The following is an 18,323-nucleotide window of genomic DNA, read 5'->3' as shown; positions in this document are numbered from 1 at the left end:
TGGAGTCTCCTTTTTTTATTTAATATCGTAATTGATTGAGTCGTAATCGTTCAGCAGGATGCAGCAGGATGCCTGTATTTACGTTTGTGTTTAGATTAGTTAACACAAAATTAATCATATGATAAAATCATTACTACCTAAACACACCCTTACGGCCTTACTGTTTTGCGGATTAACCTATTCCACATTTGATTTACAGGCACAGACATTAGCCTTTCCGGAAGCTACCGGTTTTGGAAGATTTACGACAGGAGCGAGAGGTGCTACCAATCCCCAGGTTTATTTAGTTACCAACTTAAATGACAGTGGACCGGGCTCATTCCGTGATGCAGTGAGCCAGCCGGGAAGATTTGTCATCTTCAAAGTGGGAGGTATTGTGAATTTACAGTCCATTGTTGCTGTTGCGGCCAACACAACGATTGCCGGACAGACCGCTCCCGGAGAGGGAATTGTGTTTTTGGGACCGAGAGTATCCTTTACAGGAGCCAATAATACCATTGCAAGATATCTCAGAATCCGTTACGGAGGGACTTCTCAAAACCAGGATGCCTCAGGAATTGCCAACGGAGCAAATATCATTTTGGATCACATGACTTTTACCTGGGGCACGGACGAAGTTTTCTCGGTGAACTGGGATAATAACGGCACAGCGCCTGATAATATAACGATTCAGAATTCTATTATCGGTCAGGGAATGCACCGTCACAATCATTCTGCCGGCGGACTGATGCAGCCTCCACCGGGAGGTAAAATAAGCCTGATCGGAAATTTATACATCTGCAACAAGACGCGTAATAATAAAATAAAAGGCATTAATGAGTTTGTAAACAATGTGGTGTACAACTGGGGCAATTACGGAAATACCTATGGGCATACCCAATCCGGAGAAGCTTACATCATGGGCGGGGATTCTGCGGGAAGTTCTTTCGCGAATATCATCAATAATTATTTTATTGGAGGACCTAATACAAGCAATACAGTAACTACCCCTTTCAGCGTCGGGAATGCTAATTTTAACCTCTATGGTTCCGGAAATTATTTCGATAATAATAAGAATGGATTACTCGATGGTTCCCTGGTTCCTCAGGATTTAACGGGCTATCCGGTCGGTGACCCTACAGCGATATTAAGTGCTCCTTATGATTATCCGGTGAAAAACCCTGCATTAAGTGCCCAGGAAGCATACGACAATATTGTTTCCAGAGTGGGAGCATCTTATCCAAGACGTGACCAGGTGGATAATTTAATGATTTCAGACTTGCAGTCGAAAGGAACTACCGCTACCTATGTTTATGTGCAGACTGATTTAGCCAACCAATTTGGTTTTACCAATGGAGGGGCAGGACACGTTTATGGCGCACCGGCTCCTTTGGATACCGATAATGACGGAATGCCGGATGCGTGGGAAGATGCCCATGGAACTGATAAAAATGTTTTCGACGCTCTGGAAGTAAGTGCTACCAATGCACCATATCTGAATATTGAAGTTTACATTAACGGTTTACCCACTACAACGGCTCCGGATTTTATTATTCCGCCAACCAATCTGAATTTCACCAATGCAGTGACAACAGGAAATCCTGCTGTAAGCTCTCTAACGGTTAACTGGAATGATAATGCCACGAACGAAACAGGTTATGTTTTGGAACGTTCAGACAACGGGACAAATTTTTCGGTGATTGCGACATTAGGTGCGAATACAACAACATATAACGAAACTGGGTTAACCCCAGATACGCAGTATTACTACAGGGTAAAAGCAGTCAATGCTTCAGAGTCTTCTGTATACACTTCAAATGCTTCAGTAACAACACCGCCAATTCCTTCACCGCCGACAAAAGCAATCAATCCCGTTCCTGCAAATGGAAATACCGGTGCAGAATTAAACAGCGGAAATCTGCTTTTAAAATGGAATGGAAGCACAAATACAACAACATATTCCGTTTATTTCGGAACAGATCCGGGAAATTTAAGTAATATCGGAACGGTCTCTTACAGCGCTTCACCTTCTTATCAGTTAAACAACCTTAATCCTGCAACGAATTATTATTGGAGAGTAGATGCTACGAATACTTTGGGTACTGCGACAGGTGATGTATGGTCTTTTCGTGCATTAACACAGACACTGGTCGGAAGCTGGCCTTTCACAGAAGCGCCTTCGTCAGGGACACAGATTGCAGATGTGACATCTTTTGCCAATCATGGAACGTTAAATACTTCCTATGATAATGCCAATGTACGGGTTCCCGGAAAAGAAAATTATGCCCTGGATCTTGCTACAGCTCCAAACAATATCTACATTGCAAGCATTCCTCACCAGGATCAGATTTTATTTAATGCTAATTCTTTTACGGTTTCTTACTGGATGAAAGCACCGGCGAGCATGATTCCGTCTTCTTCCTCTACAAGTTTATACGTTCTTTGCAAAGGTTCTATAACGGCTAATGCTTCTACAGGAGCTACCGGAAAACGCTTTAATGTAGAAATCAAAGGGGGGCAGCTCCGTTTTGCAATTGACGATAATGTCACTAAAAAAGAAATTACCTCACCCATCGCTAATTATTTTACCAATAATTGGGTGCATGTTGTGATCCAGCGTGATGTTATTGCTCATAAAATAAGAATTTATACCAATGGTATTTTAAGTTCCGAAGGAGATGAAACGGCTGTTACAGGAATTGGTGAGTCTAGTGATTTTATCATCGGAAATATCGGTGAGCTGGAATTTCAGGCGACTGCCAATGCTTCTGCTCCATATAAAGGTGCCTTTGATGAGCTTAAAATGTACAACTATGCATTAACAGCGGCGGAAGTTTATTCACTATATAACCAGGCTGTATTGAGTAATGATGAATTCAGCATCAGCAAAAATATGGGAACGGTGTATCCGAATCCTGTAAAAGACCAGCTGTCCATCAAACTTCCTGAGTATAAGAAATCCAGCCTTACCGCGACCGTTATTGATATGACGGGAAAAATCATCTTTAAAGAAAAGATTAATGCTAATGGAAATGGCGTATTTAATTTTAATATTGCAAGCAGAAAGGTTGCAGGAAATTATATTCTGAATGTTTCCGGGGAGAACTTAAATAGCAATTTTAAAATTGTTGTTCAATAAAAAAAAAATACTTAGTTCATTCATATTATATTAGAAGAAGTCCCTTTCAATGATGAAAGGGCTTTTTTGTCGATTAACTTTGTGTTCGTCACTTTGAGTAGATTTTGAAAAAATCGTATCGAAAAGTTACTCCTACAAGCCTTTTTCATTCGCCGGTTCTCGATACATTTTTCTACGCTTTGCTCCGAAAAAGACTCGAACTGACGGTGTAACAATTACTTAAAGTTTTGTATTTTCTCACCTTCAAGCTTCTTGATGAGGTTCCCTTTCACCACCGTAAAAGCATAATCCTTAGCTTCGGCAAAAGAAATATTGTACTTTCTAACAATATCTTGAAGATCTTCCGGGAATTTATCGAGAATATTATCATAAAACAGATCAAGATATTCTTCGGAAGGCATTTCATAATTAATTTTCAGCTGAAAGCGGCGAAGTAAAGCAGTGTCAATAATTTCAGGATGGTTGGTAGCGCAGATCAGCAATGCATTTTCCGGATAATAGTCGATCAACTGAATCAGGGTATTCACCAGTCTTCTCATTTCGCCTACGTCTTTGTCATCACTGCCTCTTGCTTTGCCGATCTGGTCCAGCTCATCAAGAAACAGAACCGATCTTTCTCTTGCTGCCTTATCAAAAATCATTTTGATATTCTGTGAAGTTTCCCCGATTCTTGAAGAAACAATATTGCTTAAATTAAGAATAATAATGCTTTTACCCAATTCATGGGCAATCGCTTTTGCGGTCATGGTTTTTCCGCAGCCTGAACTTCCCTGAAGCAGTACTTTATTATTTACCGGAAGTCCGTACTCATGTAATTCCGGAGCATAGGTGTTTTCTTTGATAAGCTGTGTGATCAGTTCCTTATTATATGCATCAAGGAATACATCTGTGAGCGCTATTTCTTCTTTATCCTGAATAATAAGGTTGTAGAGGTTCATCGGGAGAGTTTACCGGCAAATATAAAGGTTATTCAACAAAAAAGCCGAACAAATACATGTTCGACCTTATCGGCTATTATAAAAATTAAAAATTGTCCTTAGTGTAAGTTGCCTTATGTTTTCGTTGCCCTTTTACTCCGCTGAGTAAAAGAGCAGTCAACCATTAAAAGTTGAAAACATAAACAATATAATTCATTTGTGAGTTCTTAGGCTTCCTAGCCACAGAATTTAAATTAGTTTCTTTCTTCTCTCTTAACTGTTGCGAAATAAGAAGAAAAAACTACTAAACATGTTGCGATTCCGATGTAAGCGATCATTTTATTGTATTTTTAATTATTTGATTAATTATTGTTGATTTGATATTGCAATATTACGACAATAAAATGATATCTGAAAGTAAAAATTATGATGTATATCAGTGTTTTAAGTGTGTTAAATTAACTTTTAGGCTAAAATTAGTTTACGTATATTTAATATATAACTGAAAATTAATTTATGAATTTGTTAATTTTTATTTAATTTTTTGTGATTCTTTCAAAAGAAGATGTTGAAGCTTCAAAACTTAATAATCGAAATGCGTCGCATAGCTTCAAATAAAACCTGATTTAAATCACCTAAATTTGAGTAAAATACTTTAATATGAACAAAATTTAATTTTTAAATCCTTTAGAGGTGAAAATTATTTCAAAATATGAGAATGAAATGTTGCTGTAAATGTGTTATTTACATGGCTTAATAAAAAACAAATCATATAATTTTTAAAATGTGTAAGATAGAAAGTAAGTAGAAATTAATGATATAATTGCTGATCGGTTTCACAGAAAAAACTTCTTCTTTTTCCTTTACCTGTCTGCCTTTTGATGAATTTTTGGCCGCATTTCGGGCAAATTTTCTTAGTGTGGGCCAGCCAGTGTTTCTTAAGCGTAAATTCTCTCTTCCACTCCAGAAAATCGAAGCTATAATTTCGGGCTTCTTTCATCAGTTCTTTTATTTTTTTATCCGGCATTTTGCCTAAAAGGCTTTCGGGCTGTACCTCAATTCGGAATAAAACTTCATTTTTAATAATATTTCCGACTCCGGAAAAAATATCCTGATCCATCAAAGCATCACAAACCATCATTTCGGGATTTGCTTTAAGTTTCTTTAATGCTTTTGTAGGATTCCAACTGTCACTCATGACGTCAGCTTCCCAATCAATGCCGGCTAAGAATTCAGAATCCACCATTTTTACATGGCAGGTATAGAAATAAATGCTTCCGCCGGAAAATAGTAAAGACAGCCTTAGCTGCCGGTCGGGTTTCGTCTGTTCATCCACACTATGAGAACCGAACATCAGCAGGTGAATCCTTACCGCGACATCATTAAATACAAGATACGTTTGTTTTCCGAAGGTTTTTATTTCTTTCAGCGTTTTTCCAACCAGGATTTCTTTATCGATTTTGGCATTTCCGGAAACTTCAAGAACTTTTCCGCCTTCAAATTTCTGAATGCTTTCTTTCATTAAAATTATGGAAGGACCTTCGGGCATGATCTTATTTTATATCGAGATAACAATAATTTTGCCACAACAAGCTTTAGCAGCTGTAAGAATATAAACAGATGATAAAAAATGATGAGGATGTGTCGGAAAAAAAATAAATTTGAGCTAATTTTGGCACATGATGAACTTAAACCAGATTTTCACGAATCAGCGTACAGGCAACAATCCGAACACAAAAGCTTCAAGAACGGATTTCCAGAGAGACTTTGACCGAATTATATTTTCATCGGCATTCAGGAGACTTCAGAATAAGACTCAGGTTTTTCCGTTGCCGGGAAGTGTTTTTGTACATAACCGCCTTACGCATTCACTGGAAGTTTCTTCTGTGGGCCGAAGTCTGGGAAGCGTAATGGGTGAGTTCATTCACGATCAGTATAAAAATGATCTTACAGAAGATGCTAAAAATTTTTATCTCCATAATTTAGGAAATGTAATTGCCGCGGCGTGCCTTTGTCATGATGTTGGAAATCCTGCATTCGGGCATTCCGGGGAAGATGCTATTGCAAGCTATTTTGAAAGAAACGAGACAGACCTAAAGCCTAAATTCAATGAAAAAGAATGGGCAGATCTGATGAATTTTGAAGGAAATGCCAATGCCATAAGAGTTTTGGCGCAGCAACAGCAGGGAAAAGATGCCGGAGGAATACAGCTTACGTTTTCAACTTTGGCAAGTATCGCTAAGTATCCCTGTGAAGCCATTGCCAAAAAGAAAGGGTTTATTCATCGTAAAAAATTCGGTTTCTTTCAGAATGAAAAAGATATTTTTCTTGAAATTGCTAAAGAAACCAATCTGATTTCAGAAAGTGAAGATCCTCATATTTTCAAAAGACACCCTTTTGTATGGCTGGTAGAAGCGGCTGACGATATCTGCTACAATATTATTGATATGGAAGACGCACACCGCCTCGGAATTGTTTCTACCGCCGATTGCAAAAACCTTTTTTTTGAACTGGTAAAGTCCGAATCAGATGATGTAAAGCGCATTGAGACCAAACTAAGCTCTATTTCCAATGAAAATGAACAGATCTCATACCTTCGTGCCAAGGTTATTAATGCACTGATCAACCAATCGCTGGAAATGTATAAACAAAACTTTGATAAAATTCTGGAAGGAAATCTTGATACAGCGCTTTTGGATCTTTATAAATCCGAGAATAAAACATTACAGGATATTGAAAGTTTTTCTATTGAGAAAATATACAATCATAAAGCCGTAGTTGAAATCGAAAATGCAGGTTATAACGTAATGTATGAACTTTTGGATCACTTTATTCCTTCTATTCTGAAGCATGAGGACGAAAGAAAGTCCTACGACAAAAAAGCATTAAAACTCCTTCCGCAGCAATTTGTTTATCAAAACGGAACCGATTACCAAAAGGTTTTGGGAATAATAGATTTTGTTTCCGGAATGACGGATAATTTTGCCACGGATCTCTACCGTAAAATAAAAGGAATTGATATTGGTATGACGATGTAATCTTATTATAACGACTGTAGAGAGGATATATTAAAACCGGATGCAATAGAGTGTCCGGTTTTCTTTTTAAATCTAAAAACCATATCTTTATGAAGAATACAAATTTATATTAAAAATTATAACTATGAGTCTTTTTTTAGTACCTATTATTTTTATCGGATTAATTATTTTATTTGCTTCCTTCTTTGTGGTGAAACAGGAAACGGCAGCCATCATCGAACGCTTTGGAAAATTCCAGGCCGTGAAGCATTCTGGGCTTCATCTTAAGCTGCCGATTATTGATCAGATTGCCAAAAGACTGAACCTTAGAATTCAGCAGCTGGATGTGATGATTGATACCAAAACATTAGACAATGTTTTTATCAAAATGAAAATTTCAGTACAATATCAGGTGATCAGAACACAGGTGGGAGATGCGTATTATCGCCTCGAAAATCCGGAAAACCAGATTACTTCCTATGTTTTTGATGTGGTAAGGGCGGAAGTTCCCAAGCTGAAGCTGGATGATGTTTTCGTAAAAAAAGATGATATTGCTATTGCTGTAAAAGGAGAATTACAGGAAGCCATGCAAAGTTATGGTTACGATATTATTAAAGCATTAGTAACAGATATTGATCCGGATGAACAGGTAAAACACGCGATGAACAGAATCAACGCGGCAGAAAGAGAGAAAACCGCGGCAGAATACGAATCTGAAGCCCAGAGAATCCGGATTGTTGCCGTAGCAAGAGCAGAAGCGGAATCCAAAAAACTTCAGGGACAAGGGATTGCAGACCAGAGAAGGGAAATTGCCAAAGGTCTTGAAGAATCCGTAAGAATGCTGAACAATGTGGAAATCAATTCCCACGAAGCTTCTGCTTTGATTGTAGTTACCCAGCATTATGACACCTTACATTCCGTAGGTTCCAGCAACAGAAGTAATCTTGTGCTTCTGCCTAATTCTCCAACTGCAGCCAGCAACATGCTGAATGATCTTGTCGTAGCGATGACTGCAGCAAACACAGTGGGAGAAGTTACCAAAGGAAATTATCCTAAACCGCCAAAGGATCATAATCACAACAATAACAATAACGATCTTTAAAATAAAACCTCAGTTTTGCTGAGGTTATTTTTTTGTTTTTGAAATCTGCCTGATGAGACTGTGTTGAATTTTCAAAGCAGAGAAGTCAATTTTTATGCCTCATTTTTAAATTATCTTAACATTTTCCGGTCTTGTTTTTAAGATTTTAAATACCTAATTTAACCTTTTATTATTTATACACCAAGACACAATTAGTAAAATATAATATGGATAATCAGATCGAAATTGAAAATTACAGAATCCGGAAACCGGAAGAATGGGCTGGAAATATTGATGATCAGGAACTCATAAACAGAATACAGGATTCCGATTTTGCCCGACAGCAAAACAATGAAGGAAAGGATTTTTGTTATTTTTTAGATAAAAAGTATTACACCAGCAATACGGAAAACAATGAATATGTCTGTATGGCCTACACTTTAAATGAGCCCGCCAATCTTGAAAGAGCTTCTGTTTCAGATGTCGTTGTTGAGGAAAATGAAGTCTACCATATTCACCGCATCAGTGTTTTAAGAGATGGTGTTCTGATTGATAAGATCCCGGATACGAAAATTAAAGTTCTGGACAGCGAGAATCACAGCAGCGGAGGGATTCTGAGCAGCAACAAGAAAATCAATATTACCATAAAAGATCTCCGGCTCTATGATATTCTTATTATGGAAGATTCAAGAGTGAAACCCTTTACCGAACGCGATTTTCTGAGAAAAGAATTTTCAAAATACGTTTGGGTAAGTCCTGATAATTACTGGGCCTACGGCAGCTATAAATTTACCTTCATCAATGAACGCAGTGAAAAAATTGCTTATAAGAAAACATTTTTCAGGGATGAAAGCGGCAATGTACAGGAGCCGGAAGTACATTACCTTGAAAAAGGGGAAAAATTCGTTTTTGAAGAGACTGATTATATCAATCCCGTAGATGCTAACCGTGAAATTTTCCCATTCATAGATTTTGCAACGGACAACACCTGGAAAGAGCTTTCCAATTATATTGCACCGATTTATCAGGAAATCTTTAACAATGCTTCTTTAAAGGATTTTGCACCGAACCTTATTGAGAAACTTGATGCTTTACAGGATCTTGATGAGAAAATCCAGTTTGCGATTGAATATGTACAGAACAATATTTATTACATTTTTAATGCTGATGAGATGAATGGCCACAAGCCACAGGAACCTGCTGTAACTTATGATAATAAACAAGGCGATTGCAAGGCCAAATCTGTTCTCTTAAAGGTAATTCTGGATTACATCGGAGTGGAGGCCACTATTGTTCTGGTAAATTTTCACACAGATTTTTATATTAAATATTATCTGCCTTCTTTGCTGACATTCAATCATGCGATTGTGAAAATTAATTATAAAGGTGAAGAGTTTTTTATAGACGCTACGATTCGTGATGAATTCGGAACACTTGAAAACCGCGGATTCATTTATTTCATGCATTATTTGGAAGTGAAACCCGATCAGGAACTGAAGCAAAGAAAACCGTACCGCTATCCTTATTTCTGTGTAGATGAAAAAGTAGATTTCCGGGTTCAGAATACAATAGGAAAACTCACCCTTACCACAACTTATAAAGGTAACCGTGCCAATGCCATGAGAAGGTATTTTAAAAACACAAATAGGAGAGAAGTGATCGACAGCTGGAATAATTTCCTTTTTTACAGCCTTAATTATTCGGGAGACAGAAACGGAACGGATATCAGAAATATTTTTAAAGATGCTGTAATAGATATCGTAAGTGATGACAAAAAACAGAATGAATTTAAAATTCAGTATCAGTCCATTATAGAAAATCCATATTATGTGGATCCTAAAAATAACCGTTTTCTGATGTATTTCGACCGGAATTTGGTGAAAGCCAGCGCCCGGGATTATATGCATAAAGATCTTCCTTTCTGGCATAATTTTGACAGTGAGAAATATGAAATCAACTTGTACACCGACCAAAAGATTGATACGGAAGAAAAATACACGGTGCAGGAAAGTAGCATTAGCAATCCGTATTTTGATTTTAAAAGCCGAAAGAAAGTAATTAAGAATGGAGCAACAGCCTACATAGAATACAGTCCTCTTGTGAATCTTGAAATTCCGAAAGATGAATTTGAAAAATTCAGAACAGATCATCACACGGTGGCGGACAGTAATTTCGGTTTGGGAATTGATATTATTGAACCGGGGCTGATGAATATGCTGAAGTTTAACTTTAAGAAAAGATTTAAATAAGGTTGAGGAAAATTTCGGGCGGGTTTGCAAAGCAAACCCGCCCGAAATTTTTTTGATTATAAAAGCTCTAAATCTCTTCCGTCTTCTTCGGAACCGGAATTCCAGTGAATTTCTGTTTGCCGATCAGGAGTTCAAAAAAAAGTCTGAAATCTGAAATCAATGACCACAGCGGATAACGGAATGTTGCCGGTTTATTCTTTTCAATCACAGCATGACTAAACCATGCAAAGCCGTATCCAAATATTGGAACATACCATAAAAACCTTTCTTTTCCTGAACTTATCACGTATCCTATTACAAAAAATACCAATAAAATTCCTACAAAATGGAAAATTCGCGTTCCCATTTTACGATGTTCAGTAAGGTAAAACTGGTAAAATTCCTTGAATGTTTTTATTCTTTCAGACATGGCATTTGTATTTTAATTAATAGAATCTAAGCAATAAGTTCGCCAAATTTTAAAGTTTCCAAAAAATAAAAGCCGGATTCTTTTAAAGAATCCGGCTCCGTATTTGTTATATGTTAAGCTTTTCTGAGCTTACTGTTTCTGTATCCGTAGCAGAAATAAATAATCAGTCCTATTGCAAACCATAGCCCGAACCAAAACCAGTTGTCATGGCTCATCCCGGTTAAAAGATATAAGCATGAGCTTAACCCGACTAATGGAATCAATGAAAAGTTCTTTATAAAAGTAAAGATGCAAAGAACAAGATTAATCAATATAAAGAAAAATATAGAAGCTCTGAATTCTCCTTCTTTAGGATCATTCCAATCCATCAGCGTGTTAAAAAATTCAGGCTGCCAGAAATAGAAACCGATCAGGCTACCGATAAAAATAACCGGGAAAATGATTTTACCATTAATATAAGGAAGATGGAATCTGCCTTTCAGTTTCTCTTTTGCAGGGAGCGTCAGAACGCCGGCGCAAACCAGTACAAATGCGAAAATAGTTCCGATACTTGTAAAATCAAGAATGAAGCTTTTATCGGTAAATAATATAGGAATACCAACTACAATTCCTGTAACTACGGTTGCATAAGAAGGGGTTTTGTATTTTGGATGTACCGTCTGGAATTTTGGAGACATCAGTCCGTCACGGCTCATCGCATACCATATTCTCGGCTGCCCCATCTGAAATACCAGTAAAACCGTCGTAATAGCAACAATAGCAACAAAAGAAACCACGAGTTCCATCCAGGCAACATTGGCATTGGATTTTTCAAAGATGAAAGAAAGCGGATCTCCAACACCGTCGAATTTCCTGTAATCTACCATTCCTGTCAGCACCAGAGTCAAAGCGATATAAATAACAGTACACAGCACCAGGGAAATGATCATTCCCTTAGGTAATGTACGCTGCGGATCTTTTGTCTCTTCGGAAAGTACACTTAAAGCATCAAAGCCGATGTAGGCAAAGAATACTCCTGAAACTGCACTCATGACGCCTGCAAAGCCGTTCGGCATAAAAGAAGCGACCTGTGTTTCAGGATTTACAGGGGTCCAGTTATCTGTATTAATGTAAGCGAAGCCTACCAAAATTATCAGAACAATAACGGCAAGTTTCAGAATTACTAAAACGTTATTAAAGTTTTTACTTTCTTTAACGCCGACATAGCACAGCCACGTGATTAGTCCGTTAATAACCAATGCCGGAACGTCAACAATGAATTTTAAATTTCCCAACAACGGTGCATTTTTCCATGCACTGATGAGCTCTTTATTTTCTGAGCCGTTCATAAAGGCTTTTTTAGCTTCCGTATAACTGCAGGTAAGATAGTCCGGAATATGCATGCCCAATCTTTCTAAAAAGCTGGTAAAATAATCCGACCACGAAAAAGCGACATAGATATTTCCGAAGGAATACTCCATAATCAATGCCCAGCCGATAACCCAGGCAATAAGTTCACCAAAACTTGCATAGGCATAAGTATAAGCCGATCCTGCAGTAGGAATTCTGCTGGCAAATTCAGCATAACAAAGTGCCGTAAATCCGCAGGCAAAACCACAAATCAGATACAGTAAAATAACTCCGGGACCTCCTCTGAAAACCGCTTCTCCCAAACTGCTGAAACTTCCCGCACCAATAATCGCTGCAATACCAAAGAACACAATATCCCAAACACCCAAAACTCTATGCAGGCTTGTGGATGTATCTGACTCTGAATAGATTTTCCTTCTAAAAAGCTGACTCATTCAATTCTAAAATTTGATTTGAAAAAAGCAAATGTAATTATTTATCTGAAATAATTCAGGTTTTCTTAAGGTTTCTTACCGAAAAGTTAAGAAGTCTTAAAAATTTATCCACTTATTAACAATGTGTTAAAACACTTGTATATACAATATCTTTTCAATATTTTCGTTGATGGATTGTGGATAATTTTTCCGCAGAATTTTAAATATAGTAAAGCTGATTATCAGCCTTAAACATTTTAAAATTTAAAATTAATGAAATCAAAAAAAATACTCTTAGCGGCTGCGGTGTTCTATTTCGGAATCTCCGATGCACAGCAGTCTCAATACTTTACCCAAAAAGAAAATTACCGTTTCAACCTTGCTGAAAATCTTTATCAGACCAAAATATACAACGCTTCTCAATATGAATATGCCCGGCAATATTTCTACAACCAGAATTTGTCAAGGTCAAGACAGGAAGCTGCGCAGTTTTTTGATAATGTGATTGGAGTTATTCTTCAGAAAAATCATGCGGAAGAAGGTTTAACGGCTTTTATTAAAGAATATCCGAACTCGGCGTATTTTGCACAGGCTAATTTACCGTTGGCAGATTATTATCTTGCTAAAAAGGATTTTCCGAAAGCCCTGGAAACACTTAAAAAAGTAAATCAATATCAGCTTTCAAAAGAAGAAAATACGCAATATGTTCTGAAATTAGGATATGCCAAATTCATGATGGGAGATTCTAAAGGGGCAACTGATGCTCTTGAAGAAGCCTACAAAACAGCAGACGATTCCCAAAAAGGGGATATTGCCTACATGTTAGGACATTTATATTATTCCGACCGGCAGAATGAAAAGGCATTCCGATATTTCGATTCGGTAAAAGATCAGCCTAAATATTCCAAACTCGTTCGTCCTTATTATGTTCAGATGTATTATAATGATAAGGACTATGATAAGGCAATTTCAGAAGGTACAGCTTTATTGAATGAAGATATTTCTGAAGCTTATAAAGCGGAAGTTCATAAAATCATCGGAGAAAGTTACTTCATGAAAGGCGATTATACGTCAGCATATCCCCACCTTAAAGATTATCTGAGCGTTCAGCAGAATCCTTCGGAAAATGATCTGTATGAAATGGGATTTGTGGCAGCTCAGCTTAAAAAATATGATGAAGCGGTTTCCTATTACAACCAATTATTAAACAGCAATTCAGCGCTGGCTCAAAATGCTTATTATCAGCTTGGAAATGCGTATCTCGCGGTGGATAAAAAACAGGAAGCGCTTTCGGCTTTCCGTTCTTCATACCAGATGAACTATGATCCGAAAGTGAAAAAGCTGGCCCACGAGCAGTATGCAAAATTAAGTTATGATATCGGGAATCCTTTTGAAAGCGCTTCCACGGTAATTCAGAATTATATTACCGAAAATCCGGAAACCAATGCTTCAGAGATGAGATCACTTTTGGTGAAATCTTATCTCTATTCGGGAAATTATAAAGAAACACTGAATGCGATCGACAGGCTTAAGAATTCATCTCCGGAAATTGATAAAATTGACCAGGAAGTTTCATACTTACTGGGAACGGAAGAATTCAACAAGGGGAATTATGATGAAGCGGAACAGTATTTCCTCAGAAGTTTAGGGTTTAATATCAATAAAGAGTTTAACAACAGGGCATTATACTGGCTGGGACAGGTGTATTACCAGAAAGGGAACTATCCTTCTGCCATAGCACGCTACGAAAAGCTTTTAAATGAAAATTTCCCTGAAAAGCAGCAGCTTCCTTACGATTTGGGATATGCCTATTTCAAGTCTAAAAAGTTTGATCAGGCAGAACAGTATTTCACCCAATATTTAAAAAATCCGAAACCTGAATTTAAAAATGATGCTGAACTTCGTTTGGCAGACATCAATTACGCCAATAATAATCTGAATGAAGCGATCGCCATCTATGAGAAAAATGAAGATGCCACAGATTATACATTGTATCAGAAGGCAATGGCCTTAGGATTTAAAGGCGATACGCAGGCTAAAATTTCCAATCTGAAAAACCTGTTGTCAAAATATCCGGATTCGGAGTATTATGATGATGCTCAGTATGAAATAGGAACAGCCTATGCGGCGCAGGATGATTTTGCCAACTCAAATGATTTCTTTGCCAAAGTAATCAGAAACTCATCGGATAAAGATCTGGTTGCGAATGCTTCAATTTACAGGGCACAAAATTATATTGATTTAAATCAGAATGATAAAGCATTATCTGAATTAAAATCTCTTGGTGAGCAGTACAGAAATACAGCTTATGCTGAAAAAATAGCGCAGGCTGCAAAGCCAATTTTCACTAAAAACGGAGATGTTGCCGGCTATCAGAGTTTTGCTAAAAATATCGGAGTCAACATCGATGCTGCTGAAATTGACGAGATCAACCTTTCCACGGCAAAACAGTATTTTGCTAAAAAAGATTATCAAAGTGCTATTTCGTACTACGAAAAATATTTAACCCAAAATCCTACAGGAGAAGGTCTTTACCAGGCAAAATATGAGCTTGGAGAAAGTTACTACCAGACAAAAAATACAACAAAAGCATTGCTGGTTTTACAGGAAATTGCCAATGTGCAAAACGATTATCAGGATGATGCGCAAACCCGTCTGGCCCAGATCTATATTGCACAGGGTGATTCGGGAGAAGCCAGAAAATATTTAGAAAACATCAAAAATTCTTCAAATGTAAATGTTAAAAACTATGCAAATGTAGAATTAATGAAATTATACGCTGAAGAAAAGAATTTTGCTGAAGCTGAAAAGCTTGCCGATGCGGTAATTGCCAACGGTAAAAACTCGGCGGCCGTTATTGAGACTGCAAAAGTGATTAAAGCAAGAAGCCTGATGAATGCCGGAAAAGATAAGGATGCACAGGCTGCATATGCTTCTTTGGAGAAATCTTCTAATACGGAAGTTGCGGCAGAATCGCTTTATGCAAAAGCATTTTATCAGAGTAAAGCAAAGGCCTTTAAATCTTCCAATGAAACGATTTTTAAACTGGCCAATAATTATTCTTCGGAGGAATATTGGGGAGCAAAAGCTCTTGTATTAATGGCGAAAAACTATGTTGGTTTAAAAGACAATTACCAGGCGAGCTATACATGCGATCAGATTATCGAAAATTATAAAGATTTTCCGGAGATCGTAGCGGAAGCAAAAGAGGTTAAAAAGCAGATTAAAAAATAGCTTTCATGAAAATTAAGGTTATAACATATTTTTTTCTTTTTTCTATTTCTTTGTGTAGCTGTTTTCCTTCTTATAATGCTAGCAATAAAGAATACAGAAGAATAAAGCCAGATTTTCAGAAGCAGAAAGCTTTTGTGATTAATAAAGAACTGAAACGTGAATATACTATTTTAAAACACTCTGATATTTATGAAATTGTAGACGATAGTATGGATGTCGCAAAAATAAAATTGTATGAATTAGTTCCGGATCAAAGCTTTCAGTGTGGCAATTTAATGGCGGGAAGTATGCTGACTTTAGGATTATTGCCTTCGGTTTATCGTACCAAAGACACTTTCAACTATGATGTTTCAGAAAACAATACGGTTAAAAATTATCAATTTAAATTAGAAGTTAATCAGAGTTTATGGCTATTTAATATATTCAGACTGAGCAAAACTTATAATAAACAAGCAGGGAAAGCATTATTGGGGAGTTATATGGCTTCCAATAAATAATCTCTAATTATATTTTTCAAATAAAGAAAATATGAACAGGAAAATTCAAATATTATCTATATTATTCTTAGGGGTTTCGTCGGTGGCGTTTTCCCAGATCAAAGAAGAAAAACTGATTCTTAATAAAAAAAGAGAACCGGAAGTAAAGAACATCGAAAAAAAGAAAACTTCGGTAGAAACCATTAAAAATTATCCGCCGGAAGAAAAATCCCAGAATCCTGTACAATACAGAATAACGGATGTTCCCGCAGTTTCGGATTTTAAAACTTCTACCATCCAGGGCCAGGATGTTACACCAAAATTTGAAGGTTCTGCGCAAAATAATTATATCCAGTTCGGAATGGGAAATTACGGGAAAATTCTCGGAGATGCCAATATTTCCAAAACACTGGAAAACAAAATTGAGGTGGGTGTTGATGCCCATTTTCTTTCAACACAAGGCCTTAAAAAAGAATATGACTGGGATTCCAAGCAGAGTTCCACTACTTTGGGAGCCTTTCTCAATTCTTACGGAGATAAAGGGAAATTCAATCTGAATGCTGAATATGGCTTAAACAGTTATAACTACTACGGAATTTATGCACTGCAGCCTGGAGATGTTGATCTGGATCAGAGAGTTAATCAATTTAAAGTAAACGGATATTATGATTTTTATTCCAATGAAATTCTGAATGATGTGCGTGTAAAGTCATCTTTTTTGAAAGACCATTTTGATGCTCAGGAAAACCAGGTCTCCATTTTAGCCAATTTGTCAAAACATGCGGTTGAAATCGGGAAGTCAGGTTTTAACCTTAACGCTGATCTGGGAGTAGGTGTGGAAGCTGTAAAAAGTGAATTTGCCATTCTTGATCAGAATTCATCCAATTTTGTTAATCTGAATCTTGCTCCTAAAGTTACCTTTAGAAAAGGAGATTCATATTTAATGTTAGGTTCTTCATTTGCATTTCTGAATTCGAAAAATCAGAATATGATGATGGCTGAACAGATGAAAAATAATAAAACGTATTGGTTTCCACAGGCTGAATTCCAGTATGCCGCCGCTGATGAGTTTAAATTCTACGGTGGGGTAGACGGAGGTCTTAAACTGAATACATATGCTGATCTTTTACAGCAAAACCCTTTTATCGTTTCCGATCAGTACTTAAGACCTACTGAAACAAAATATCATTTTTATGTAGGTTTGAGAGGAGATATTGATGAAATGTTCAAATATGATGTTTCTGCAGGGTACGGAAAAATGAATGATATCATGTTCTTCAGAGCAAATGATTTGTTCGATTATACTTCGGTTAATCGTTCCGCTTATAATTATGCCAATACTTTTTCTGCTGTTTATGATAATGGTAATGTGGGCGATATTAAAGGTAGCCTTCAATATTTCCCGCTGGCAAATCTTATCCTGGATACAGAAGTAAAATTTACCAAATTTGACCTCGATAATTACTCGGATATCTATAATGTACCGCTCGTAACGGCGTCAATCGGAGCAAAATATACCATGCTTGATCAAAAATTAATGCTTGGTTTTAAAGGGATTTTTGCAAGCGACAGAACGACGAATTCATTTGTGCTTGAGGGAGTTGGCAATCCGGTAACCTACCTGTCTACAGAGGATACAAATGATAAAGTTGGAGGGTATGCTGATTTAAACTTATCAGCAGAGTATAAAATTCACAAAAATTTCAGTATTTTCGCACTCGGAAATAATCTTCTAAACTCAAAATACCAAACGTACAAAGGCTACAAAGTTCTTGGTGCACAAATTTTGGGAGGCGTAAAGATTACATTCTAAATATAATAATTGATAGATGATAATTGATGAATGATTAATCATTTATAATTCATCAGTTATCATTTATAAATGGCTCCGTAGTTCAACTGGATAGAATAACGGATTTCGGCTCCGTCGGTTGGGGGTTCGAATCCCTCCGGGGTCACCTGTAAGGAAAAAAGCATTTTAAGAGTGCTTTTTCCTTTTTTTATTTTATAATTGGTATAATACATCTGGTCGGTGAGCCTGTTTGTCATATTCCTGATC

At 37.0% G+C, this 18,323-nt stretch carries 11 protein-coding genes and 1 tRNA gene; 8 read left to right on the top strand and 4 right to left on the bottom strand.

Annotated features, from left to right (window positions below; genetic code table 11):
• Positions 1-118: 118 nt before the first annotated feature.
• The gene (locus tag M0D58_RS04585; protein WP_248393839.1) at positions 119-3,118 is read left to right on the top strand and encodes a LamG-like jellyroll fold domain-containing protein; all 3,000 of its coding nucleotides are present in this window, start codon (positions 119-121) and stop codon (positions 3,116-3,118) included.
• Positions 3,119-3,333: 215 nt separating this feature from the next.
• Here the strand turns inward: M0D58_RS04585 and M0D58_RS04580 are convergent, their stop codons facing one another.
• A complete protein-coding gene (locus tag M0D58_RS04580; protein WP_248393837.1) occupies positions 3,334-4,056 on the bottom strand; it encodes an AAA family ATPase in 723 nt (240 codons plus the stop codon).
• Between the two features lie 790 nt (positions 4,057-4,846).
• A complete protein-coding gene (locus M0D58_RS04575; protein WP_248393836.1) occupies positions 4,847-5,557 on the bottom strand; it encodes an endonuclease in 711 nt (236 codons plus the stop codon).
• Between the two features lie 160 nt (positions 5,558-5,717).
• Here M0D58_RS04575 and M0D58_RS04570 point away from each other — a divergent pair, with 160 nt between their 5' ends.
• The 3 genes from M0D58_RS04570 to M0D58_RS04560 all read left to right on the top strand — a co-directional run bounded on the left by M0D58_RS04570 (position 5,718) and on the right by M0D58_RS04560 (position 10,382).
• On the top strand, positions 5,718-7,073 hold the full coding sequence (locus tag M0D58_RS04570) for a deoxyguanosinetriphosphate triphosphohydrolase (RefSeq protein ID WP_248394954.1): 1,356 nt from the start codon (positions 5,718-5,720) through the stop codon (positions 7,071-7,073).
• A 124-nt stretch (positions 7,074-7,197) separates the two neighbouring features.
• On the top strand, positions 7,198-8,154 hold the full coding sequence (locus M0D58_RS04565; protein WP_248393834.1) for an SPFH domain-containing protein: 957 nt from the start codon (positions 7,198-7,200) through the stop codon (positions 8,152-8,154).
• Positions 8,155-8,360: 206 nt separating this feature from the next.
• Positions 8,361-10,382, top strand: coding sequence for a DUF3857 domain-containing protein (locus M0D58_RS04560; protein WP_248393832.1), 2,022 nt, complete (start codon positions 8,361-8,363; stop codon positions 10,380-10,382).
• 67 nt (positions 10,383-10,449) lie between these two features.
• Here M0D58_RS04560 and M0D58_RS04555 read toward each other — a convergent pair whose 3' ends face one another.
• Both M0D58_RS04555 and M0D58_RS04550 read right to left on the bottom strand, forming a co-directional pair.
• Entirely contained in the window at positions 10,450-10,791 is a 342-nt protein-coding gene (locus M0D58_RS04555; protein WP_248393830.1) for an Mpo1-like protein, read from the bottom strand.
• Positions 10,792-10,904: 113 nt separating this feature from the next.
• Positions 10,905-12,575, bottom strand: coding sequence for an APC family permease (locus M0D58_RS04550; RefSeq protein WP_248393828.1), 1,671 nt, complete (start codon positions 12,573-12,575; stop codon positions 10,905-10,907).
• A gap of 252 nt (positions 12,576-12,827) precedes the next feature.
• Here M0D58_RS04550 and M0D58_RS04545 point away from each other — a divergent pair, with 252 nt between their 5' ends.
• From M0D58_RS04545 to M0D58_RS04530, 4 genes are all read left to right on the top strand, one after another.
• The gene (locus tag M0D58_RS04545) at positions 12,828-15,788 is read left to right on the top strand and encodes a tetratricopeptide repeat protein (RefSeq protein ID WP_248393826.1); all 2,961 of its coding nucleotides are present in this window, start codon (positions 12,828-12,830) and stop codon (positions 15,786-15,788) included.
• A 5-nt stretch (positions 15,789-15,793) separates the two neighbouring features.
• On the top strand, positions 15,794-16,285 hold the full coding sequence (locus M0D58_RS04540) for a hypothetical protein (RefSeq protein WP_248393824.1): 492 nt from the start codon (positions 15,794-15,796) through the stop codon (positions 16,283-16,285).
• Positions 16,286-16,316: 31 nt separating this feature from the next.
• A complete protein-coding gene (locus M0D58_RS04535) occupies positions 16,317-18,077 on the top strand; it encodes a TonB-dependent receptor (RefSeq protein ID WP_248393822.1) in 1,761 nt (586 codons plus the stop codon).
• Between the two features lie 71 nt (positions 18,078-18,148).
• Positions 18,149-18,222: transfer RNA gene (locus M0D58_RS04530), tRNA-Arg, on the top strand.
• The last annotated feature ends 101 nt before the right edge of the window (positions 18,223-18,323 follow it).

The organism is Chryseobacterium nepalense (genome assembly GCF_023195755.1).
Taxonomy (GTDB): domain Bacteria; phylum Bacteroidota; class Bacteroidia; order Flavobacteriales; family Weeksellaceae; genus Chryseobacterium; species Chryseobacterium nepalense.
The sequence above is the reverse complement of the archived record's forward strand: the minus strand, read 5'-3'. Positions and strand labels throughout refer to the sequence as shown.